General features: G+C 68.8%; 25 protein-coding genes. 19 read left to right on the top strand and 6 right to left on the bottom strand.

Annotated features, from left to right (window positions below; genetic code table 11):
- Window positions 1-2: 2 nt before the first annotated feature.
- From ACYQ7X_RS05570 to ACYQ7X_RS05540, 7 genes are read left to right on the top strand one after another with little or no spacing between them, the layout of a single operon-like run.
- Window positions 3-1,034, top strand: coding sequence for an ABC transporter permease subunit (locus tag ACYQ7X_RS05570; protein ID WP_459695867.1), 1,032 nt, complete (start codon window positions 3-5; stop codon window positions 1,032-1,034).
- On the top strand, window positions 1,027-1,779 hold the full coding sequence (locus ACYQ7X_RS05565; RefSeq protein WP_459695866.1) for an ATP-binding cassette domain-containing protein: 753 nt from the start codon (window positions 1,027-1,029) through the stop codon (window positions 1,777-1,779). Before ACYQ7X_RS05570 ends, ACYQ7X_RS05565 begins: the two co-directional genes overlap by 8 nt.
- Entirely contained in the window at window positions 1,776-2,852 is a 1,077-nt protein-coding gene (locus ACYQ7X_RS05560; protein WP_459695865.1) for a Gfo/Idh/MocA family protein, read from the top strand. Before ACYQ7X_RS05565 ends, ACYQ7X_RS05560 begins: the two co-directional genes overlap by 4 nt.
- Entirely contained in the window at window positions 2,849-3,682 is an 834-nt protein-coding gene (locus tag ACYQ7X_RS05555; protein ID WP_459695864.1) for a sugar phosphate isomerase/epimerase family protein, read from the top strand. Before ACYQ7X_RS05560 ends, ACYQ7X_RS05555 begins: the two co-directional genes overlap by 4 nt.
- On the top strand, window positions 3,679-4,488 hold the full coding sequence (locus ACYQ7X_RS05550) for an alpha/beta fold hydrolase (RefSeq protein WP_459695863.1): 810 nt from the start codon (window positions 3,679-3,681) through the stop codon (window positions 4,486-4,488). The genes ACYQ7X_RS05555 and ACYQ7X_RS05550 overlap by 4 nt, the downstream gene beginning before the upstream one ends.
- A gap of 46 nt (window positions 4,489-4,534) precedes the next feature.
- On the top strand, window positions 4,535-5,239 hold the full coding sequence (locus ACYQ7X_RS05545) for a ribulose-phosphate 3-epimerase (RefSeq protein ID WP_459695862.1): 705 nt from the start codon (window positions 4,535-4,537) through the stop codon (window positions 5,237-5,239).
- Window positions 5,240-5,248: 9 nt separating this feature from the next.
- Entirely contained in the window at window positions 5,249-6,172 is a 924-nt protein-coding gene (locus tag ACYQ7X_RS05540) for an ROK family protein (protein ID WP_459695861.1), read from the top strand.
- Window positions 6,173-6,197: 25 nt separating this feature from the next.
- Here ACYQ7X_RS05540 and ACYQ7X_RS05535 read toward each other — a convergent pair whose 3' ends face one another.
- The 3 genes from ACYQ7X_RS05535 to ACYQ7X_RS05525 form a co-directional block, all read right to left on the bottom strand.
- On the bottom strand, window positions 6,198-6,647 hold the full coding sequence (locus ACYQ7X_RS05535; protein ID WP_459695860.1) for a hypothetical protein: 450 nt from the start codon (window positions 6,645-6,647) through the stop codon (window positions 6,198-6,200).
- A gap of 206 nt (window positions 6,648-6,853) precedes the next feature.
- Window positions 6,854-7,249: a con-10 family general stress protein gene (locus tag ACYQ7X_RS05530; protein WP_459695859.1), complete on the bottom strand. Its 396-nt coding sequence runs from the start codon at window positions 7,247-7,249 to the stop codon at window positions 6,854-6,856.
- Between the two features lie 101 nt (window positions 7,250-7,350).
- Window positions 7,351-7,614, bottom strand: a complete 264-nt coding sequence (locus ACYQ7X_RS05525; protein ID WP_459695858.1) for a DUF3126 family protein — start codon at window positions 7,612-7,614, stop codon at window positions 7,351-7,353.
- A 183-nt stretch (window positions 7,615-7,797) separates the two neighbouring features.
- Between ACYQ7X_RS05525 and ACYQ7X_RS05520 the strand changes: the two genes are divergently transcribed.
- From ACYQ7X_RS05520 to pgi, 4 genes are all read left to right on the top strand, one after another.
- Window positions 7,798-8,031 carry a sulfurtransferase TusA family protein gene (locus ACYQ7X_RS05520; protein ID WP_459695857.1) on the top strand — a complete coding sequence of 78 codons (234 nt, stop codon included), beginning with the start codon at window positions 7,798-7,800 and terminating at the stop codon, window positions 8,029-8,031.
- 97 nt (window positions 8,032-8,128) lie between these two features.
- A complete protein-coding gene (locus ACYQ7X_RS05515; protein WP_459695856.1) occupies window positions 8,129-8,920 on the top strand; it encodes an SDR family NAD(P)-dependent oxidoreductase in 792 nt (263 codons plus the stop codon).
- On the top strand, window positions 8,921-9,853 hold the full coding sequence (locus tag ACYQ7X_RS05510; protein ID WP_459695855.1) for a histone deacetylase family protein: 933 nt from the start codon (window positions 8,921-8,923) through the stop codon (window positions 9,851-9,853). It abuts the gene before it with no gap.
- A 45-nt stretch (window positions 9,854-9,898) separates the two neighbouring features.
- On the top strand, window positions 9,899-11,578 hold the full coding sequence (gene pgi / locus ACYQ7X_RS05505; RefSeq protein ID WP_459695854.1) for a glucose-6-phosphate isomerase: 1,680 nt from the start codon (window positions 9,899-9,901) through the stop codon (window positions 11,576-11,578).
- 133 nt (window positions 11,579-11,711) lie between these two features.
- Here pgi and ACYQ7X_RS05500 read toward each other — a convergent pair whose 3' ends face one another.
- The 3 genes from ACYQ7X_RS05500 to queE all read right to left on the bottom strand — a co-directional run bounded on the left by ACYQ7X_RS05500 (window position 11,712) and on the right by queE (window position 14,179).
- Complete coding sequence (locus tag ACYQ7X_RS05500) at window positions 11,712-12,932, bottom strand: EAL and HDOD domain-containing protein (protein WP_459696024.1); 1,221 nt, start codon at window positions 12,930-12,932, stop codon at window positions 11,712-11,714.
- A gap of 192 nt (window positions 12,933-13,124) precedes the next feature.
- Window positions 13,125-13,529, bottom strand: coding sequence for a 6-pyruvoyl trahydropterin synthase family protein (locus ACYQ7X_RS05495; RefSeq protein WP_459695853.1), 405 nt, complete (start codon window positions 13,527-13,529; stop codon window positions 13,125-13,127).
- Complete coding sequence (gene queE / locus ACYQ7X_RS05490) at window positions 13,529-14,179, bottom strand: 7-carboxy-7-deazaguanine synthase (protein WP_459695852.1); 651 nt, start codon at window positions 14,177-14,179, stop codon at window positions 13,529-13,531. Before queE ends, ACYQ7X_RS05495 begins: the two co-directional genes overlap by 1 nt.
- 165 nt (window positions 14,180-14,344) lie before the next feature.
- Here queE and mutL point away from each other — a divergent pair, with 165 nt between their 5' ends.
- From mutL to acs, 8 genes are all read left to right on the top strand, one after another.
- Window positions 14,345-16,156, top strand: coding sequence for a DNA mismatch repair endonuclease MutL (mutL, locus tag ACYQ7X_RS05485; RefSeq protein ID WP_459695851.1), 1,812 nt, complete (start codon window positions 14,345-14,347; stop codon window positions 16,154-16,156).
- 79 nt (window positions 16,157-16,235) lie between these two features.
- Complete coding sequence (gene hslV, locus ACYQ7X_RS05480) at window positions 16,236-16,796, top strand: ATP-dependent protease subunit HslV (protein ID WP_459695850.1); 561 nt, start codon at window positions 16,236-16,238, stop codon at window positions 16,794-16,796.
- Window positions 16,797-16,916: 120 nt separating this feature from the next.
- Window positions 16,917-18,224, top strand: a complete 1,308-nt coding sequence (gene hslU, locus ACYQ7X_RS05475; protein WP_459695849.1) for an ATP-dependent protease ATPase subunit HslU — start codon at window positions 16,917-16,919, stop codon at window positions 18,222-18,224.
- Between the two features lie 34 nt (window positions 18,225-18,258).
- The gene (locus tag ACYQ7X_RS05470) at window positions 18,259-18,696 is read left to right on the top strand and encodes a SufE family protein (RefSeq protein WP_459696023.1); all 438 of its coding nucleotides are present in this window, start codon (window positions 18,259-18,261) and stop codon (window positions 18,694-18,696) included.
- A 174-nt stretch (window positions 18,697-18,870) separates the two neighbouring features.
- Entirely contained in the window at window positions 18,871-19,089 is a 219-nt protein-coding gene (locus tag ACYQ7X_RS05465; RefSeq protein ID WP_459695848.1) for a hypothetical protein, read from the top strand.
- Window positions 19,086-19,346 carry a hypothetical protein gene (locus tag ACYQ7X_RS05460; protein WP_459695847.1) on the top strand — a complete coding sequence of 87 codons (261 nt, stop codon included), beginning with the start codon at window positions 19,086-19,088 and terminating at the stop codon, window positions 19,344-19,346. Before ACYQ7X_RS05465 ends, ACYQ7X_RS05460 begins: the two co-directional genes overlap by 4 nt.
- 64 nt (window positions 19,347-19,410) lie before the next feature.
- On the top strand, window positions 19,411-20,352 hold the full coding sequence (locus ACYQ7X_RS05455; RefSeq protein ID WP_459695846.1) for an alpha/beta hydrolase: 942 nt from the start codon (window positions 19,411-19,413) through the stop codon (window positions 20,350-20,352).
- Between the two features lie 128 nt (window positions 20,353-20,480).
- Window positions 20,481-22,412, top strand: coding sequence for an acetate--CoA ligase (acs, locus tag ACYQ7X_RS05450; protein WP_459695845.1), 1,932 nt, complete (start codon window positions 20,481-20,483; stop codon window positions 22,410-22,412).
- The last annotated feature ends 39 nt before the right edge of the window (window positions 22,413-22,451 follow it).

Below are 22,451 nucleotides of genomic sequence, written 5' to 3'. Positions count from 1 at the left end.
CCATGGCGGCTTCCGCACGCGCCACCCCCGGTTCGCCGGGGGCTCGGCGCTGGATCTCGGCTCTCGCATCCGCCCGCGCCTGGATCTTCCTCATTCTGCTTGTCATCGTCTTCGAGATCTGGTCGCGCATCGCCTATGGCACGACCTTCATCTTCAGCCCCTTCAACATCCGCTCGATCGCGGTTTTCGCCGTCGCCCCCGTCCTGCTCGGCCTCGGCCAGACGCTGGTCATCATTTCGGGCGGCATCGATCTCTCGGTCGGCTTCACCATGGGGCTTGCCGCCGTCATCGCGGCCCAGGTGGCGAATGCGGTGGGAGCGGTGGCGGGGCCGGGGCTCGGCCTCCTGGTCGCGACCATCGTCGCCCTGCTCGCCGTGCTCATTCCGGGATGGATCAACGGCGTGCTGGTGGCGCGGCTGCGCGTGCCGCCCTTCATCGGCACGCTCGGCATGTATGGCGTGGCGCGGGGCGCGGCCTATCTCTTCGCCAATGGCACCACGGTGCCGGTGCAGAACACCTGGCTCACCTGGCTCGGCAATGGCCGCGTGCTCGGCATCCCGGCCCTCGTCATCGCCGCCGTCATCATCGTCGCCGTCGTCCACTACGTCCTCGCCGAAACGCTGTTCGGCCAATACACCTACGCGATCGGCGGCAACCGCCAGGCGAGCTTGCGCGCCGGCGTCAACGTCCGCCGCGTCACCATCACGCTCTACCTGCTCTCGGCGCTTACCGCCGGGATCGACGGCATCCTCTATACCGGCCGCTTCGCCGCCGGCGCGCCGCAGGCGGGCGAGCCCCTGCTGCTCGACAGCATCGCCGCCGTCGTCATCGGCGGCGCCAGCCTGTTCGGCGGCTCGGGCACGGTGATCGGCACCATCATCGGCGCCCTCATCATCGCCGTCATCCAATACGGGCTCGTTTTCCTCAACGTCGAACCCTTCTGGCAGTTCATCGCCGTCGGGCTCGTCATCATCGTCTCGGTGCTGGTCGATCAGAGCCAGCGGCGCTTCGCGGGAGGACGCCAGGATGAGTGACATTCGCACCGGTGATCTGGTGCTCGAAACCTACGGCATCTCGAAGCGCTTCGGCGGCGTCCACGCGCTGGAGCGGGTGGATTTCCAGCTCCGCGCGGGGGAGGTGGTGGCGCTTGCGGGCGATAACGGCGCCGGCAAATCGACCTTCACCAAGATCATCTCCGGCGTCTTCCGGCCGAGTGAGGGGGAGATCCGCTATTGCGGCCGCCCGGTTTCCTTCGATGGGCCGCAAGCGGCGCGCAACCAGGGGATCGAGACGATCTACCAGGATCTGGCGCTGGCCGATAATCTCGACATCGGCGGGAACGTGTTTCTGGGGCGCGAACTCAAGACCAAGTTCCTCTTCCTGCCAAGGATCGACCGCAAGCGGATGCGCGAGGAAGCGGCCCGCGCGATCTCCGTGCTCGATGTGCATCTCGACCGGCTGGACAGGCCGGTGCGGGCGCTTTCGGGCGGGCAGCGCCAGGCGGTGGCGATCGGCCGGGCGATCCATTGGGATGCGCGCGTCGTCATCATGGACGAGCCGACCGCGGCCTTAGGCGTGCCGGAGCAGCGGCGGGTGATGGAGTTGATCCGCTCGCTCAAGACCAAAGGCATCGGCATCATCTTCATCTCCCACAATCTGTCCGACATGTTCGCGGTCTCCGACCGGATCGTCGTGCTCCGCCGCGGCGTCGTCGCCGGCGAACGGCAGGTGGGGGCGGTCGATCCCGAAGAAATCGTGCGGCTGATGGTGGGGCAATGATCAGGAAGGAGGCTCGGCGCCTGCGGATCGGCGTGCTCGGCTGCGGGCCGATCGCGCAATTCGCGCATTTCGAATCCTGCACCAAGGCGCGGAATGCCGATCTCTATGCGATCTGCGATGTCGCGCCGGATCTACGGGAGCGGATGGCGGCGACCCATGCGCCCGAGCGTGTCTTCGCCGATTACGATGCGATGTTGGCGGACCCCGAACTCGAGGCCGTCATCATCGCGACCTCGGACGCGTTCCATGTCCCGGCCTCTCTCCGCGCGCTCGCCGCCGGCAAGCATGTGCTCTGCGAGAAGCCGATCGGCGTCACCGTCGAAGAGGTGGAGGCGCTCCGCGACGCCGCCGCGGCCACCGGGTTGACAGTGCAAATCGGCCATATGAAGCGCTTCGATCCCGGCTTGCAGGCGGCCAAGGAGTTCATCGATAGCGAGATGGGCGAGATCCTCGCGCTGAAGGCCTGGTATTGCGACAGCACGCATCGCTACACCATGACGGATGCGGTGCAGCCCCTGCCTGTCACCAGCAAGAACGCGAAAAAGCCGGGCGAGAACCCGAAGGCGGATCTCCGGCGCTACTACATGCTCGCCCATGGCAGCCACCTCATCGATACCGCCGCCTGGCTCTGCGGCCCGATCACCGAGGTACGGGCGCGGCTCTCCGAACGCTTCGGCGCCTATTGCTGGTTCATCGACGTGACCTTCGCCAACGGCACGCTCGGCCATCTCGATCTGACGGTCGCGGTGCGGATGGATTGGCACGAAGGGCTGCAGCTCTACGGGGAGCATGGCAGCGTGCTCGCCCGCACCTTCAACCCCTGGTATTACCGCGCCTCGGAGGTCGATATCTTCCACGAGGCAGATGCGACGACACGCCGCCCGCTCGGCGCGGACGGGCATTTCTACCGCCGCCAGGTGGAAGGCTTCGCCGAGACGATCCTCGACGGCCGGCCGCAATGGGGCGCGGGGCCGGAGGATGGCGTCGCCAATATCCGCGCCATGGTCGCGATCGCGCGCTCGGCGGCGGAAGGCCGGGCGGTGCGGCTTGAGGAAGTGGCGGGGCCGTTATGACCGCGGCCGGCCGCATCGGCATCTTCGCCAAAACCTTCCCCGGCACCCGCGCGGCGGATGTGCTGCGGGCGGCGCGGGCGGCGGGCTACGGCTCGGTGCAGTTCAACCTCGCCTGCTGCGGCCTGCCCTCCCTGCCGGGGGATCTGCCGGAGGCGGTGCCCGCCAGCATCGCGGCGGCGAGCCGGGAGGCCGGCATCGGCATCGCCGCGCTCTCCGCCACCTATAACATGATCCACCCCGATCCCCTGGTGCGGGCGCGCGGGCGCGCGGGGCTCGGCCGGCTCATCGCCGCGGCGCCGAGGATGGGCACCCGCCTCGTCACCCTTTGCACCGGCACGCGCGATGCCGAGGACCAGTGGCGCGCGCATCCCGAGAACGCCAGCGCGGCAGCCTGGGCCGATCTGCTGGCCGAGATGGAGCAGGCCGCCGCCATGGCCGAAGCGGCGGGGGTGGATCTCGGCATCGAGCCGGAACCCGCCAATGTGGTGGCCGATAGCGCCGCCGCCGCGCGCCTCATCGCCGAGCTTGCCTCGCCCCGCCTGCGCATCGTCCTCGATCCCGCCAATCTGGTGGAGGGTCCGCGCCAGGACCAGGCGCGGCTCTTCGGCATGGCGGTGGAGCGGCTCGGCCCGCGCCTCGCCCTCGCGCATGCCAAGGATCGGGATGCGGCCGGGGAGGTTGTGCCGGCGGGCCAGGGCATCATCGATTTCCCGCTCTTCTTCGCCCATCTCGCGCAGGCCGGCTTCACCGGCCCGATCATCACCCATGGGCTGGCGGCGGAGGATGCCCCCGGCGTCGCCCGCTTCCTCACCCAGGCCCTGGCGGCATGAGGGCGCGCCTGCTGGTGGATGATCTGCCGCTCGCCTTCACCGATCTCGGCGAGGGACTGCCGGTGCTGTTCCAGCACGGGCTCGGCGGGGATGAGGCGCAGGTGAGCGGCCTCTTCCCCGATCCGGCGCCCGGCATCCGCCGGCTGACGCTGGAATGCCGGGGCCATGGCGGCTCCCCGCATGATCCGGCCGGGCGCTACGCCATCCGCCGCTTCGCCGAGGATTGCCTGCGGCTTGCCGATGCGCGGCGGGTCTCCCGCTTCGTCGCGGGGGGCATCTCGCTCGGTGCGGCGATCGCGCTGCATCTCGCCTGCTTTCATGCCGATCGCGTCTCGGCGCTGATCCTCGCCCGCCCGGCCTGGCTGTTCGACCCGGCGCCCGAGGGGATGCGGCCCTATGGCGAGGTGGCGCGGCTGCTCGGTACGATGGGGCCGGTGCGCGGCCGCGCGCAGTTCGCGGAAGGCCCGACGGGCCGTCGCCTGGCGGAGGAAGCGCCGGCCAACCTCGCCTCGCTGCTCGGCTTCTTCGCCTATCCGGCGCCGGCCCAGATGGCGCGGCTGCTCGCCCGCATCGCGGCCGACGGGCCGGGGGTGAGCGAGGCGGCGGCCGCGCGCCTGGCACTGCCCGCCCTCGTCATCGGCCATGGGGAGGATCACGTCCACCCGCTCGCCTATGCCGCGCGGTTCGCCGCCATCCTGCCGCAGGCGCGGCTGGTGGAGATTCCGTCCAAAGCCTCCGATCCGGCGGGCCATGCCACGGCCTTCCGGGCGAGCCTGCAGGATTTCCTGGCCGGGCTCGCCGCTTGAGCCGGGCAGACGACAGCTAGAGCAACCGAGAGGAGGCAAGAGAGACATGCCCGCCCCCAACTGGCCCAGCCTATTGCCGCGCCACCGCCTCATCGCCGAATATTCGCTATGGTCGGCCGATCTCGCGCATCTCGGCGAGGATATCAGCCGCACCGATGCCTTCGCCGACATCTACCACATCGATGTCGCGGACGGGCATTTCGCCCCCGCCCTGCTCTTCTTCCCCGATCTCGTGGCGCGGCTCCGCCGCCTCAGCGGCCGGCCCTTCCATGTCCATCTGATGATGGCGGACGCCATCCTGCTGAGCCAGATCGACCAGTTCGCCGAAGCCGGGGCCGATCTCATCTCCATCCATGCCGAGAACGAAAGCGTGCTGATGCCCGCCCTGGAGCGGATCGCCGGCCACGGCATCAAGCGGGGCGTCGTGCTTCGCCTGGAAACGCCGGTCGCCAAGCTCGGGCCGCTGCTCGGCATGGTCGATTTCGTCACCCTGCTCGGCACCGCGATCGGCGTGAAGGGCCAGGGGCTCTCCGAGGAGGCCTGCCCGCGCCTTGCCGCCGTGCAAGGCATGATCGCCGAGGCCGGGCGCGCGGAGGCGATCATCCTCGCAGCCGACGGCGGCATCCGCGAGATGACGGTGCCGCGCCTCGCCCAGGCCGGGGCGCAGACGGTGGTGATGGGCTCACTCGCCTTCGGCGCGCCGGACCTCTCCGAACGCATGCGCTGGCTGCACAGCCTGCCGCGCGGCTGAGCCGCCGCCATGACGGTCGCGATCGGTATCGATCTCGGCGGGACGGAGCTGCGCGCGGCGGCGATGGACGAGGCAGGCCGCATCCTCCGCCACGCCCAGGAGCCGACCGCGGCGCGGGCCGGCCCCGCGGCGGTGATCGGCCAGATGGCGCGGCTGGTGGCGGAGGTTTCGGCGGGTCTGGCCCCGATCGGCCTCGGCATCGGCTCGCCCGGGCCCCTCGATGCCGAGGCGGGGGTGGTGCTGCACGCCCCGATGCTGGATGGCTGGCAGGAGGTGCCGCTCGCGCGGCTGGCGGCAGCGGCGACCGGCCTGCCGACGGCGATCGAGAACGACGCCAATGTCGCCGCACTCGCTGAATGGCGCTTCGGCGCCGGGCGCGGCGCGCGGCATCTCGTCTATGTGACGGTGAGTACCGGGATCGGCGGCGGGATCATCGCCGATGGCCGGTTGCTGCGCGGGCATCGCGGCCTCGCGGGCGAAATCGGCCATATGGCGATCACCGAAGCGGCGGTGCCCTGCGGTTGCGGTGGGGTGGGCTGTTTCGAGGCGCTGGCCTCCGGCACCGCGCTCGCCCGGGCCGCGGAGGCGGCGGGGCTGGCGGGGGATGGCGCGGCACCGATCACCGCGCGGGAGGTGGCGCGGCGCGCGGCCGAGGGCGTGCCGCTCGCCGTCGCGCTGCTGCGGGACGAGGCGCGCTATCTCGGCATCGGCTTCACCAATCTGCTGCATCTCTACGCGCCGGAAGTGATCGTGGTGGGCGGCGGCCTCTCGGCCTGCCTGCCGGCCATGGCGGCGGAGATCGCGGCGGTGATGGCGGCGCGCGCCATGCCTGCCTTCGGCCGCGTGCCGGTGCGCGCCGCCGGTCTCGGCACCCGGGCCGGGGTGATCGGCGCGGCGCTGCTGGCCCTTTCGCCAGAGGCAGCCGGCCGGTAGCAGCGGGCCGGCGCCCGGTCGGCGCCTAGTCCCCCACCGCCCGCCGATCCGCGAAGGGATTGCCGCCGGGCCAGAGCGCTGCGGGCACGGCGGGCAGCGCGAAACCTCCGCGCGGCTCGAAATTCTCCCGATAGAGTGCCACGACCTGCTGCATATGGCGCTGCCAGCCGGGGGTGCGGAGCAGCGGCGCGCTCGTCGCCGCCCAGGGGGCGGAGGGCGCGGCGAGGGCGGCGGGCCGCAGATGGCCGAGAGCGGCAAGCGCCGGCGCTGCCCCGCGGTCTCGCGGCAAGACGCTGAGGCCGAATTGCGTGGCGGGGCCGAGCAGCGCGGCCGCGACATCCCGGCAGAGCCCGGCGGCAGGGGTCGCCCCGCCCGCCGCCCCGCTCAGACAGGGCAAAATCCCGTCCCCGCGCGCGGCCAGACTGCCGGTGCCGAGGAGCGCCACCGAGAGGATCAGGATGGATGACAGACGCATCACCGTCTCAACTTCGTTGTAACGGAAAATCTATAGCCGATTTGGGCTTATGTGCAAAGGAATATCTTTTTCTCGGAGCCGTGCCACTAGACCCGAGCGCGCTGTCGGCACGAAAAAGGGCGCCGCTGGCGCGACGCCCTTTCGCTGGTCTCTACCGGCCGGCGCGGCCGGGCCGGCTGGCAGGCTATGGGCCCGCGCAGCGGCGCTTAGTGACGGCCGCCGGAGTGCTGGCCGCCCTTGCGACCGGCTTCCGACGCTTTTTCGCGATCCTCTGCGAAATTGCCGCCGGAATGCTGCCCGCTCGCGTGCTGGCCACCCGAATGCTGGCCGCCCTTGTGGCCGGCTTCCGACGCTTTTTCGCGATCCTCTGCGAAATTGCCGCCCGAATGCTGGCCGCCCTTGTGGCCGGCTTCCGCCGCACGCTCACGATCATTGGCGAAGTTGCCACCCGAATGCTGCCCGCCCTTGTGGCCCGCTTCGGCTGCGCGTTCACGGTCGTTCGCGAAATTGCCCGGGTTCGTATTATGCGTCTGAGCCATGATGATGCTCCTCCTTATCCACAACAGTCGGTTGACTGCTGTAGCCGGCAGGTTGGGAGGCACCGGTGGCGTTTCATCCCGGCGGGCTTCAACTGCCCGTGCGGCCCGCCGCACGGCTGCGAGAGGCCCGGAGCGGGCAAGGGGAGAAGCGGGCAGGAGGCGCTTCAGGCCCGGCGCGGGGCGCGGCCGGCCGGCTTCGCCGCAGGGGTCTTGGCGAGCGGCGGCAGATCCTCGTCCAGCACCGTGATGGTCACGGCATAGGAGGTCTCACCCTCGTCGGTATCCTTGTCCACCGTGCCGATCGTCTCCCCTTCCACCGCAACCTCGATCGGGAAGCCGGGTTTCATGGGCGGAATGATGGTCAGCCGGTCACTGCCGAGCAGGCGGCGGAGATAGGTCTGGAGGCGGTCGATCTCGGCACCGGTCATGCGCCTGGTCCTTGTCTGGCGGGTTGGGTCTGGCGGGTTGGCTTTCGTCTCTCGCCCCCGGATACCGGAAGCCGCCGGCAAAGGCCACAGAGGCGGGCGGGTGCGTTGCGCAAGGCCGGGCGGCGCGGCGGGCGGGGCCGCCGCCTCTTGATCCGGCCCGCCGCGGGCGCCAGGATGGCCCCCATGAGCGAAACCCTGCTCGATTGCCAAGGCCTCGTCTGCCCCATGCCGGTGCTGCGGGCCAACCGCGCGCTGCGCGCCATGGCCGCGGGGGAGCGCCTGCGCATCCTCTGTTCGGACGCCGCCTCGGTCGTCGATTTCCAGAGCTTCTGCCGCGAGACCGGGCATATCCTGGTCGCCTGGAGCGAGGAGACGGGCATCTACAGCTTCACGATCAAGCGCCGGGCGGGGGAGTGAGGCGCTGGCGGCGCCCCGCGGCGCCGAGCGCTGCCGGACGCATCAGAAATACCTCAGAAAACTATCAGAAAACCATCAGGGACGGAGTGTCAGGGGCATGGAACTCGGTTTGAACGGCAAGGTCGCTGTCATCACCGGCGGCAGCGTGGGCATCGGGCTTGCCATCGCCGAGGGGCTGGCGGCGGAGGGCGTCCATCTCCTGCTCGCCGCGCGCGACGGCGCGCGCCTTGCGCTGGAAGCCGGGCGCATCGCCAAGGCCTTCGGCGTGCGGGTGGAAACCATTGCCGGCGATGTCTCGACCCCGGAGGCCACAGACGCGATCGCGGCGCGGGCGGAGGCGGCCTTCGGCGGGGCTGATATCCTGATCAACAATGCCGGCACCGGCAGCAACGAGACGATCATGGAGGCCCCGGACGCGAAGTGGGACTTCTACTGGAACCTGCACGTGATGGCGGCGATCCGCCTCGCCCGCGGCCTGGTGCCCGGCATGCGCCGGCGTGGCGGCGGCGTCATCCTGCACAACGCCTCGATCTGCGCGAGCCAGCCGCTCGGCTACGAGCCGATCTACAATGTCACGAAAGCGGCGCTGGTCATGTTCTCGAAAAACCTCGCCAATGAGGTGGTTGGGGATAATATTCGCGTCAATACGGTCAATCCCGGCCTGGTGCTGACGCCGGACTGGATCAAGACCGCGAAACAGCTCACCGCCGATTCGGGCGGCGATTGGGAAGGGCATCTGCGCGGCGTGGCGGAGGAATACGCGCCCATCAAGCGCTTCGCCGAGCCGCGCGAAATCGCCGATCTCTTCGTCTTCCTCTGCTCGGAGCGGGCGAGCTATTGCGTCGGCTCCACCTTCTTTGCCGATGGCGGAATGTTGAGGACGATCTGAATGACGGTCCTGCTGCTGACGCACCCGTCCGGCTTCCTGCATGACACCGGCCCGGGGCACCCGGAGCGGATCGCGCGGCTGCGGGCGGTGGAAGCAGCACTCGGCGAGCCGGGCTTCGCCTCCCTCATCCGCGAAGAGGCACCGGCAGCCGATGAAGCAGCACTCCGCCTCGCCCATCCACAGCACTACATCGACCTGATCCTCGGCACCCGGCCGGGCCCGGATGAGCTGGTACGCCTCGACCCCGATACGGTCATGAGCGCGGCCTCGGCGGAAGCCGCACGTCATGCCGCGGGCGGCGCGGTCGCGGCGGTCGATGCGGTGGAGAGCGGGCGCGTGGCACGCGCCTTCGTCGCCACCCGCCCGCCCGGCCACCATGCCGAGCCCGACCGCGCCATGGGCTTCTGCCTCTTCGCCAATGCCGCGATCGCCGCACTCCATGCCCGGCAGCGCTGGGGCAAGAGCCGCCTCGCCGTCCTCGATTTCGACGTGCATCACGGCAACGGCACCCAGGCGATCGCCTGGGAGGATGCCGATTTCTTCTTCGGCTCCAGCCACCAGCATCCCTTCTACCCCGGCACCGGCGCGGCGACCGAACGCGGCGCCCACGGCCAGATCGTCAATGCCCCGCTGCCGGCGGGCACCGGGCGCGCTGGCTTCCAGGCCGCATGGGAGGGTAAGATCCTGCCCGCGCTCGACAGCTTCCGGCCGGATTGCATCATCATCTCGGCTGGGTTCGATGCGCATCGCGACGATCCGCTGGCGCAGATCGACCTCGATGCCGCGGATTTCGGCTGGGTCACGGAAGCGATCCTCGCGATGGCGGCGCGGCATACCGGCGGCCGCGTCGTCTCGCTGCTCGAAGGCGGCTATGATCTCGATGCCCTGGCGGCTTCGGCCGCGACCCATGTGCGTGCCCTGATGAATGGCTGAGCCCCGCGGGGGCGCTGGCCCTTTCCTTTTGCAAAGGAGACGATGATGTCCGACCCGACCCCCCTGCCCGCCTCGGCCACCCAGCCTGCCTGGGACAAGCTCGCAGCCCTCGCGGCAAAGCCCGATGGCCGGAAGATCACGCCGCTCTTCAAGGCCGACCCCAACCGCGCCGAAAAATTCTCCGCCCGCTTCGAGGATCTCTTCCTCGATTTCTCCAAGACCTCGATCAGCCCCGAGGCGCTGGAGGCGCTGTTCGAACTCGCCCGCGCCGCCAAGGTCGAGGACTTCATCGCCCGCCTCTTCGCGGGTGAGCCGGTGAATATGACCGAACATCGCTCGGCCATGCACATGGCGCTCCGCAGCCTGCCCGGAGACGGCTTCCGCGCCGTGACGCCCGATGGCGGCTTTGAGGACGCATCCCAAGTGGCGGCGAAAGAACGCGCGCATATGGAGAAGTTCGTCCGCGCCGTGCATGCGGGCGAGATCGTCGCGGCAGACGGCAAGCCCTTCACCGATGTGCTCAATATCGGCATCGGCGGCTCCGATCTCGGGCCGCGCATGGTCTCGCTCGCACTCACCTATGTGCATGGCGCCAAGATCAACCCGCATTTCCTCTCGAATGTCGATGGCCATGCCTTCGCCGAGCTTTCCCGCACGCTCGACCCGGCGCGCACCCTCGTGCTGGTGGCGAGCAAGACCTTCACGACGCTGGAGACCATGACCAACGGCCATGCGGCGCGGGATTGGATTGCGGGCGCACTCGGCGAAGAGGCCGTGAGCCATCATTTCGGCGCGCTTTCGACGAACCTCAAGGAGACCGCGAAATTCGGCATTCCCGAAGACCGCGTCTTCGGCTTCCGTGACTGGGTGGGCGGCCGCTATTCGGTATGGTCGGCGATCGGGCTTTCCGTCGCCCTCGCGGCAGGCTGGGATGAATTCGAGCAGTTCCTCGCCGGCGGGCGGGCGATGGATCATCACTTCCGTTCGACCCCGCTTGAGAAGAACCTCCCCGCGCTGCTGGCACTCACCGGGATCTGGAATCTCGACGTCCTGGGCGCGGCGACGCTTTGCATCCTCGCCTATGATGCCCGCCTCGCCCGCTTCCCGGCCTATCTCCAGCAGCTGGAGATGGAGAGCAACGGCAAATCCGTCCGCCTCGCGGGGGATCATGTGGCGCACCAGACCTGCCCTGTCGTCTTCGGTGAACCGGGGACGGATGCGCAGCACAGCTTCATGCAGCTCGTCCATCAAGGCCCGGCGCTGGTGCCGGTCGATTTCATCCTCGCCGCCGAAGCCGATCACAACCGGCCGGAGGCGCATCGCATCCTCGCCGCCAATGTCTTCGCGCAGGCCGAAGCGCTGCTCGCCGGCAAGAGCCTCGAAGAGGTGACGGAGGAGATGCGCAAGGCCGGGGCGGATGAGGAGACAATCAAGCGCGTCGCCCCGCATCGCGTCTTCAGCGGCGAACGGCCTTCGACGACGATTCTCTACAAGAAGCTCGACGCCTATAGCCTCGGCCGACTTATCGCGCTCTACGAGCACAAGGTCGCCGTGCAAGGCGCCATCTGGGGGATCAACAGCTACGACCAGTGGGGCGTGGAACTCGGCAAGAAGCTCGCCCAGGCGATCATCCCCTCGCTCGAACCCGGGGCCGATCGGGGGAAGCATGACGGCTCGACGCTCGGCCTGATGAAAGCCTTCCTGGCGCTGCGCGGGGAGGCGTAAGCGCACGAGACGTCCGGCCGGGCGACAGCTTAGAGTTCGTCAGACACTGATTGAATCGCCACAACCTCGTCATGCCCGGCTTCATGCCGGGCATGACGAATTTGAGGAGTGGTTCTGTATCAGCCTGAGAATTCTAAAGGTTGCTTGCCCAGCGCATCGCTTCGATCTGAAGGCGGTTGAACTCCATCGCCTCGGCCGGGGTCATGCGGGCGAGGAGGGCGGCGGTGTCCGCCCCGTCGGTCTGCTCGCTCGCCTCGACCAGGGCCAGAAGTTCGCCGAGCGGCCCCGCGCGCAGCAGCAGGGCCTGGTGCAGCGTCTCGTCGAGATCGAGCACTTGCAGGAGATCGATCATCGTCTGGCCGAAGACGCCGTCAGCCAGGCTGAGGATGCCGACGACGAAAGCCTCTTCGCGCAGCCCCGACATACCGCGAGAGACCGCGAGGTTCTCCATCAGCCGGCCGCGGATCGCCGCCGCTTGCACCAGCGGATCGGAGGAGATGTCGGCAGCATGGTAGCGGGCGAAGAGTGTCACCTGCACCATACGCCGGATCTGCACCAAGCCGATGCGCAAGATGGCGCCCCGCAGGCTGCTGATCTTGTGCAAGGAGCCCATACTCACTGAATTCGCGAGCCGCAGGAGCCGGATCGTAAGATCGGGCGCCGCCTTCAGCATCTCCTCCAGCACGGAGATATCCGGGTCGCTCGCCAGCAACCGCATGAGCGCGATCAGGATCGGTTTCGGCGGCTGCAAGGCGCGGCCACTGATGACGGTAGGGCGCGCGAAGAAATAGCCCTGGAAATAATCGGCACCTGCAGCCTTGCAGAGTTCGAACTCCGCCTCGGTCTCGACCTTCTCGGCGACCGCTTTGGTCCTGTGCTCGTGAACCATGGCCACGAGCGCCGGAATCTCCGGTGGCCGTATCTTGCGGATGTCGAACTTCACATAGCTGATGCAATCGAGCATCGCGATCTGGGCGGGCGAGAGGCCCACGACATCGTCCAGCGCGAAGCGAAAGCCTTCGCGCTTGAGGGCGCGGCATCGCTCCACGATCGCATCGGCAAGCTCGACGCTTTCGAGGATTTCAAGCACCACCCGGTCCCTCGGCAGTACCTCGATCATCTCGCTCATCAAACCGTCGGCGCTGACATTGATGAAGGCGGTTTTGTCCCCAATCGCCCGTTGGATGCCGAGCGAGAGGAAGGCGCTGTCGATCACACTCGCGGTCGCTGCGAAATCATCTTTGAAAACGGCGGCGTTCTCTTGGCCTGAGCGAAAGAGCAGCTCATAAGCCATCAGCTCACAACCGCGCCCAAGGATAGGCTGCCGGCCAAGGAAGACGTGATGCTCCGGCACGAGCGAAGCAGCCGATGCCCGCAACCCTTCTGCAACGCCTCCGTGAAACGTTACGGACGGCGCCGCAGGCGCACCACGCGCCCGCCCCTCGTCTTGCCCGCGCTGCCTCGCCACCTGGGCCGCCTTTCCTTATCAGCCGCGTCTCACCCTAGTCGCCCATGCGTCGCGCGGCCCGAGGCTAGGCAAAAAAGGTTAAGTTGGTATTGCCGCGGCAGGCTGCTTCGAAAGCGCCTCGTGCTCACCGAAATAGGTGCAGCTTTCCTCGCCGCTGTCACGATAAACCGTGATGCGGACGAGGCCAGGGCAACGGGGCGCGAGACGGCGCCAAATCCAGAGGCAGAGGTTTTCGAGCGTGGCGGGCCCAAGGCCGGGCACATCGTCCAGAAGGCGATGGTCGAGCGCGTCTCGCGTATCGGTCAAAATCCGCTCGAAGGTGCCGAGGTCGATGATCATGCCGGAGACGGGATCGGGCAGGCCCCGCACCGTCGCCGTCGCCCGGTAGGAGTGGCCGTGGATGCGGCGGCTCGCTTCCGTATCGATCGAGCGGTCGAGCGTATGGGCCGAATCGAAACGAAACTGCTTGGTGAGTTCGAACATCAGGCGATCCCGAGAATCTTGTGCGTCTGCAGGCTGAGGCGCCAGCGCGGATGGGCGAGGCAATAGGCGACGGTCTCGGCCATGGCGCGGGCACGATCGGGCCCATCCATCGGCGAGAGCAGGAAGTGATCGAAGGCGAGGTGTTCGAACGCCGCCGGCTCCAGGCCAGCCTGGGGATGGACGAGCTTCAGCTCGTCGCCAGCGGTGAGCCGCAGCGGCGCGCCGGCCTTGGGGCTGACGCAAACCCAATCGATCCCCTCGGGCAGGGGCTGGGTACCGTTGGTCTCGACCGCGATGTCGAAACCGCGGGCATGGAGGGCCGCGGTCAGCGCAGCATCCACCTGCAACAGCGGCTCCCCGCCGGTGAGCACGGTGAAGGGCCTGGCACCATCTGGCCCGCCGCCCGCGCCTTGCGGCCAGAGCGCGGCGATCGCCGCGGCCAGGGCTTCGGCGCTCGCGAAGCGGCCGCCCCGCGGCCCGTCGGTCCCCACGAAATCGGTATCGCAGAAGCGGCAGATGGCGGCGGCGCGATCCGCCTCGCGGCCGGACCAGAGGTTGCAGCCGGCAAAGCGGCAGAAGACCGCGGCGCGGCCGGCATTCCGCCCCTCACCCTGAAGCGTGTAGAAGATTTCCTTGACCGTATAAGCCATGCTGCCGAACTGCCGCCTTTCGCCCATTGCCCTGAGCGGGCAGGCACCTAACCCGTCTCGGGCGTTTTGGCGACCCCCGCGGCGGGAGGCTGCTGCGCGAGGAGGCGCGGGGTGCCGGCGACTGCGCCATAGAGCGCGCCCGCCTCCTATGGCATGCTGCCCGCCATGCCCGCGATTCGCCTGCTTCCTTCCCATGTCGTGGACCGTATCGCCGCCGGCGAGGTGGTGGAGCGGCCGGCGGCGGCGCTCAAGGAGCTGGTGGAAAACGCCCTCGACGCCGGGGCGAGCCGCATTGCGATCCTCCTCGAGGAGGGCGGCATCCGCCGCATCGAGGTGACCGATGATGGGCAGGGCATGGCGCCCGAGGATCTGCCCATCGCCATCCAGCGCCACGCCACGAGCAAGCTCTCTGAGGCCGGAGATCTGGTGAATATCCGCACGCTGGGCTTTCGCGGCGAGGCGCTGCCCTCGATCGGCGCTGCCGCCCGGCTTGCCATCACCAGCCGGCCGCGCGGCGCCGAGAGCGCCTATCAGATCCGCGTCGAGGGTGGGATGGTCTCCGAGGTCACGCCGGCGGCGGGGCCGCCCGGCACGCGCATCCTGGTCTCCGACCTGTTTTTCGCGACCCCCGCCCGCCGCGCCTTCCTGCGCAGCCCGCGGGCCGAGGCGGAGCAGGCGGAAGCGGTGGTGCGGCGCCTCGCCCTCGCCGCGCCCGCCGTCGCCTTTCACCTCAGCCATGCCGGGCGGGTGCTGCTCGACCTGCCGCCGAGCGATGCGCGCGGCCGCCTCGCCGCCCTCCTCAGCACCGAGGAGGCGGAGGCCCTGCTGCCGGTGGCGGCAGAGCGGGAAGATGTGCGGGCCAGCGGTTTCGCCGCGGGCGCGGCCACCCACCGGGCGACCACGGCGGCGCAGTATTTCGTCGTCAATGGCCGGCCGGTGCTCGACCCGGTGCTGCGCACGGCGATCCGGGTCGCCTATTTCGAGGTCATCCCGCGCGGGCGGCACGCGATCGCCGGCCTCTGGCTCGACCTGCCGCCGCGGGCGGTGGATGTGAACGTGCATCCGGCCAAGACCGAACTCCGCTTCCGCGACCCCGAGGGCATCAAGAGCCTCGTCATCGGCGCGCTGCGCAGCGCGCTTGCCCGCCCCGCGCGGCTGCACACCCAGCCGCGGGCGAGCCTGCGGGGCTATGGCCGCGCCTTCAACGCCTATGCGCGGCCGGTGGCGGCAGAGGCGGCACCAGCGCCGGCCTATGCCGGGCCAGGCAGCCATGGCGCGCCGGGGCCGGGCGCGATGCTCGCGGAAGCCCAGCTGCCTTTCGCCGCCGCGCCCGCCGCCCGCACCCTGCCGCAGCGCGCCGCCGAGGCGGAGCCGGGCCTGGCCGCGCATCCGCTGGGCGCCGCCGTCGCCCAAGTGCTCGACACCTATATCCTGGCGGTCGCGGCGGATGGCACGCTCATCCTCGTCGATCAGCACGCCGCCCATGAGCGGCTGACGCATGAGGCGCTGCGCGAGCAGGTGCTGGGCGCAGCCGGGCCACGCACCCAGCCCCTGCTGCTGCCGGCGATCATCGACCTGCCGGACAGCGATGCCGCGCGGCTGGCGGCGGCGGCCCCGCTGCTCGCCCGCCTCGGACTCGACCTCGAAGGCTTCGGGCCGGGGGCCGTCATGGTCCGCGCGCTGCCCGCCGTGCTCGGCACGGCCGACCCTGCCCCGCTGCTGCGCGATATCGCCGACGAACTGGCGGAGGCAGAGGCGAGCACCGCGCTCGAAGCCCGGCTCGATGCGGTCATCGCCCGCATGGCCTGCCATGGCAGCATCCGCGCCGGCCGCCGGCTGAACGAGGCGGAGATGAACGCGCTCCTCCGCCAGATGGAACAGGTGCCGCGCGCCGCCACCTGCAGCCATGGCCGCCCCACCTTCCTGCGCTTCTCCAAGGCGGAGATCGAAACGCTGTTCGGCCGGCGAGGGAGCTAAGGCTCACATGCAGCCGCGGCATGGCCGCGTGCTCGGCGACGGCTTGCACGAAAACGTGTGCGGACCCATGTCGGAGCCCATGAACACATCTTCCTCGCCGCATGATCCCATCGGTTGGCACGGCACAACCATCCTCAGCGTCCGCCGGGACGGCCAGGTCGCCGTGGGCGGAGACGGCCAGGTGACGCTCGGCCAGACCGTCATCAAGGGCAATGCCCGCAAGGTCCGCCGCATCGGCAACGGCTCGGTCATCGCCGGTTTCGCGGGCGCCACGGCGGATGCCTTCACCCTGCTGGAACGGCTGGAAGCCAAGCTCGAACGCTTCCCCAACCAGCTCGAACGCGCCTGCGTCGAACTCGCCAAGGACTGGCGGACGGATCGCTACCTGCGCCGGCTGGAAGCCATGATGATCGTCGTCGATGCCGGGCATTCCTATACGCTGACGGGCAATGGCGATGTGCTGGAGCCGGAGGATGGCATCATCGGCATCGGCTCGGGCGGCAATTACGCGCTCTCCGCCGCCCGCGCGCTGATCGACGTGCCGGAGCTTTCGGCCGAGGAGATCGTCCGCCGCTCGATGAAGATCGCCGCGGATATTTGCGTCTATACCAACCACAGCCTTGTGGTGGAGACCATCTGACCGCATTGTTCCCGCCCGCGCGCGGCTGTTCTACCCGCTCCGCGCGCGAGACGGATCAACTTTTAGGCTGCGACCGGCCGCTGCCCAGCGGGGCCGCCCGCAGTGCTCGAGGATAAGCCCATGGAAGCCCCCACCTATTCCCCGCGGGAGATCGTCTCCGAACTCGACCGCTATATCATCGGCCAGAACGACGCCAAGCGCGCCGTCGCCATTGCTCTGCGCAACCGCTGGCGGCGCCAGCAGGTGCCAGAGGGCATGCGCGAAGAGATCGTCCCCCGCAACATCCTCATGATCGGGCCGACCGGCTGCGGCAAGACCGAGATCGCCCGCCGCCTCGCCCGCCTCGCCCAGGCGCCCTTCCTGAAGGTGGAAGCGACGAAATTCACCGAAGTCGGCTATGTCGGCCGCGATGTCGAAAGCATCGTGCGCGATCTCGTCGAAGTCAGCATCACCATGATGCGCGAGGCGAGCCGCAAGGACGTGCAGGCCCGGGCCGAGCTCGCCGCCGAGGAGCGCATCATCACCGCCCTGGTGGGGGAAGGGGCTGCCGCCGATACCCGCTCCAAATTCCGCCGCATGCTGCGCCAGGGCGAGTTCGAGACCAAGGAAATCGAGGTCGCCATCGCCGAGGCGCCGCCCAATGCCATCGGCCAGATGGATCTCCAGCCCGGCCAGGCGATCAATCTCGGCGAGATGATGAAGGGCATGTTCGGCCGCCCGGCGCAGGCGAAGAAGATGACAGTCGCCGCCGCTCGCCGCGCGCTGGAGCGCGAGGAGGCGGACAAGCTGCTCGATAACGAACAGCTCATCAAGGATGCGGTGGCGCATGCCGAGAATAACGGCATCGTCTTCCTCGACGAGATCGACAAGATCTGCGCCCGCACCGAAGCCGGCTTCCGCGGCGGCGATGTCAGCCGCGAGGGCGTGCAGCGCGACCTGCTGCCGCTCATTGAGGGCACCACGGTCAACACCAAGCACGGGCCGGTGAAGACCGATCACATCCTCTTCATCGCCTCGGGCGCCTTCCATGTCGCCAAGCCCTCGGACCTGCTGCCCGAGCTGCAAGGTCGGCTGCCGATCCGCGTCGAGCTTTCGCCGCTCTCGCGCGAGGATATGCGCCGCATCCTGACCGAGCCCGAGCACTCGCTCCTCAAGCAATATGTCGCGCTGATGGAGACCGAGCGCGTCAGCCTCGACATCACCGAGGAGGCGATCGACGCGGTGGCCGAACTCGCGGCCGATATCAACGATCGGGTCGAAAATATCGGCGCGCGGCGTCTGGCGACGGTGCTCGAAAAGCTCTTCGAGGAGATCAGCTTCACCGCCTCCGACCGCCCGGGCGAGACCATCACCCTCGCGGCGAGCGATGTGCGCGACCGGGTGGCGCCGCTCGCCGCGCGGGGCGATCTCAGCCGCTTCATCCTGTGAGCGCCGGGCGGTGAGCGGCGCCGACCCTTTCGTGATGCCGGAGGAGGAGACGGCGGCCGAGGCCGTCTCCGCCATCGGGGACGAGCTTGGCGTTTTCGACGAGTGGATGGAACGCTACGGCTATATCATCGAGTTGGGGCGCAAGCTGCCGCCCTACCCCGAGGATTGGGCGGATGATGCGCATCGCGTGCCCGGCTGCCAGAGCCGGGTATGGATGGAGGCGGCGATGCGCGCGGGGCGGCTCTATTTCGCCGGCGCCTCGGATGCGGCGATCGTCTCCGGCCTCATCGCGCTCCTCCTCCGCGTCTATTCCGGGCGGACCCCGGACGACATCCTAGCGACCGATCCGGTCTTTCTGAAAGACCTCGGCCTGATCGAGGCGCTCTCGACCAATCGCGGCAACGGCATCGCTGCCATGGCCCGCGCGGTGCGCGAGCGGGCGGCGGTCGAGAAGGCCCAGGCTTCCGCCTGAAGGCCGCACCGCCCGCGCCGGCTCCGACCGTCTGAAGCCCTTGTTTCCGCCGCTTCACCCCAGCCCCCTGGGCGGGTGGCCGCAGGCCCGGGTTCCGGCCCTAGCCGGCGCGGCGCTCGCCGCTATATCCTGTTGCACTGAAAGCGAATGAGGAGGCAGCGGATGGCGGCGCGGATGAGAAGTTTCGGATTGCTGCTGCTGGTGGCCTGCGCCGCAGGCGCCGGCACGGTGGTGGCGGCGGCGGAGACGCCGCAGCTCGCCCAGGCGATGGCGGCGCTACAGAAGGCGCGCGGCTATCTCTCCGAAACGCGGAACAACAAGGGCGGCCATCCGCAGGCCGCGATCGCGCTGATCGACCGGGCCGAGGCGGAAATCCGGGCGGTCGGGCCATGACGGGCGGAGCCTTCCGGCGGGGCGCGCTGCTCGCTTTCGCCTTCGCAGGCGGCAGCCTCATCGCGGGCTGCGCGCTGCATCACCAGAACCACATGAACAACGCGCTGGCCAGCCTGAACGACGCGGCCTCCGCCCTCGGCCAGGCGACGCCGGATGCGGCGGGCCATATCGCGGCGGCGCTGAGGGATACCCGGGCGGCGATCCAGGAGGTCGAGGCCGGGATGAGCTACAAGATCCAGACCGGCCAGCAACCCTGAGGCGCGCGGCATTTCCCCCGGTGCGCTGCGGCGTTCCGGCAGCACCCAGATCGAGGAGACGGCGATGAATCCCTTCAGGCTCGACAACGAGGTGATGGACTTCATCCGCCGCACCGAAGCCCTGAGCGCGGATCTCCCCGCGGATGCGAGCCTCGCCCAAACCCGCGCCGCCTTTGACCGGATGTGCGCGGCCTTCGCCCGGCCGATGCCGGCCGGGCTGCATCGGGCAGATGGCGTGCTGCATGCGGCGGGCCCGGACCGCACCTTGCGCGTACGCAGCTACACCACCCCCGATGCGGTGCCCGGCCGCGTCATGCTCTATTTCCATGGCGGCGGCTTCGTCCTCGGCAGCCTCGACAGCCACGACAGCATCTGTGCCGATCTCGCCGCCGGCGGCGAGGTGGGCGTCATCGCGCTCGATTACCGCCTCGCGCCGGAGCACCCCTTCCCCGCCGCGCTGGACGATGCCGAAGCCGCCTACGAGGATCTCATCGGCTCGCATCAGCATGTCATCCTCGGTGGCGATAGCGCAGGCGGCGCCCTCGTCGTCGCCCTCTGCCTGCGGCTTCGCGCCAAGCGCCGGCCGATGCCCTGGGCGCAGCTTCTGATCTACCCCATGCTGCACCCGGACAGCCGCCGCGCGATGGGAACGCCGAAAGCCGAGGCGCCGCTTTTCACCAGCCAGGCGGCCTTCAACTATATGCGCCATTATCTCGGGCGCGAGCCGGTGGCGATCACCGATCCGGAGATCATGCCGCTCGCCACGCATGACTTCGCAACTTTGCCGCCGGCCGCGATCTTTGCCGCGGATATCGACCCGCTCAGCCAGGATGCGCATGATTATGCCGCGGCGCTGGCCACGAGCGGCGTGCCGCACAGCCTGCATCCGGGCCTCGGTCTGGTGCATGGCTTCCTGCGCGGTCGCGGCATGAGTGCCCGCATCGCCGAGACTTTTTCTGGTATCGTTTCGGCGCTGCACGGCTTTGCCCATAGCGGCCGGGGATAAGGAGTTCGCGGTTTCCCGAAAAGCGTTTGACTTCCCGCGTAAGGCCCCGGATTTTGTCCGCAATCGGTCGATGAAACCGAAATCGCCTTGGCGCCGCGCGGCGCCCTGCATGACAGAGGGAACCAAGAATGCCTGACCATGCGATCAATGCGCGCTATCCAATTTCCCAGCGCCTGGCTGAAAGCGCCGAGAAAGTAGCCGCCCTCCGCGCCGCTGCCGCTGGCGATCCTGATCGTTTCTGGAAAGACCAGGCGAGCCGCATCGCCTGGGCGAAGGCCCCGAGCAAGACGAAAAATGTAAGCTATGACGGCAATGTTTCCATCAGGTGGTTCGAGGATGGCAGGCTGAACGCCTCCGTCTCCTGCCTGGATCGACATCTCGAGACGCGCGGCGATCAGGTCGCCATCATCTGGGAAGGGGACGAGCCGGGAACGGACACCAAGATCACCTATCGCGCGCTGCATGCCGAGGTCTGCAAACTTGCGAACGTTCTCAAAAGTCTCGGCGTCGGCAAGGGCGATCGCGTCACCATCTACCTGCCGATGGTGATCGAGGCGGCCGTTGCCATGCTCGCCTGCGCGCGGATCGGCGCGATCCATTCCGTCGTCTTCGGCGGCTTCTCGCCATCGAGCCTCGCCGGGCGCATCCTCGATTGCGCATCGAGCCTCGTCATCACCGCCGATGAAGGCCGCCGCGGTGGCCGGCGCGTGCCGCTGAAAGCCAATACCGATGAGGCGCTGAAGCAATGCCCGAGCGTCTCGCATGTGCTCGTCGTGCCCGTTACCGGCGCCCGCGTGCCGATGACCGAGGGGCGGGATCATGATTACGCGGCGCTGATGGCGAAAGCCTCGGCCGATTGCCCGGCGGAGGAGATGGATGCCGAAGATCCGCTCTTCATCCTCTATACCTCCGGCAGCACCGGCAGCCCCAAAGGCGTCCTGCATACGACCGGCGGCTACATGGTCTGGGCGAGCCTGACGCATGAGATCGTCTTCGACTATCGCCCGGGCGAGGTCTATTGGTGCACCGCCGATGTCGGCTGGGTGACGGGGCATTCCTACATCGTCTATGGTCCGCTCGCGAATGGCGGGACGACGCTGATGTTCGAAGGCATCCCGACCTATCCGGATAGCGGCCGGCTCTGGGAGGTTGTCGACAAGCACAAGGTCGAAATCTTCTATACGGCGCCCACCGCCATCCGCGCGCTGATGCGCGATGGCGATGCGCCGGTGAAGCGGGCCAGCCGCGCGAGCTTGCGGGTGCTCGGATCGGTCGGTGAGCCGATCAACCCCGAAGCCTGGGACTGGTATCATCACGTGGTGGGCGATGGGCGCTGCCCGGTTGTGGATACCTGGTGGCAGACGGAGACGGGCGGCATCCTCATCTCTCCCGTGCCGGGGCAAGATCCGCTGAAGCCGGGCTCGGCCACCCTGCCGCTGCCGGGCGTCAAGCCCGTCATCGTCGATGCCAATGGCACGCCGCTCGAAGGCGAGGCGGACGGGCATCTGTGCCTTGCCGATAGCTGGCCGGGGCAGATGCGCACGGTCTATGGCGACCACGACCGTTTCGTGAAGACCTATTTCAGCACCTATAAGGGCCTCTATTTCACCGGGGACGGCGCGCGCCGGGACGCGGACGGCTATTACTGGATCACCGGCCGCGTCGATGACGTGATCAACGTCTCCGGGCATCGCATGGGCACGGCCGAGGTGGAGAGCGCGCTGGACGGGCATCACGACGTGGCGGAATCCGCCGTCGTCGGCTATCCGCACGACGTGAAGGGCCAGGGCATCTACGCCTATGTCACGCTCAAGCGCGGCATCGAGCCGACTGACGCGCTGAAGAAGGAACTCGTCGCCTGGGTGCGGCGCGATATCGGGCCGATCGCCGCCCCCGATGTCATCCAATGGGCGCCGGGCCTGCCCAAGACGCGCAGCGGCAAGATCATGCGGCGCATCTTGCGCAAGATCGCGGCGAACGAGGTGGATAGCCTCGGCGATACCTCGACGCTCGCCGATCCGTCCGTGGTGGAGGATCTCGTCGCCAATCGCGGGGGGTGAGGCTCCGTTGCCAGCGGGGCACAAGGCGGGCATCATCCC

Source organism: Acidisoma sp. C75, assembly GCF_054665095.1.
Note: the sequence above shows the minus strand (reverse complement) of the source record. Positions and strands in the feature narration are given on the sequence as shown.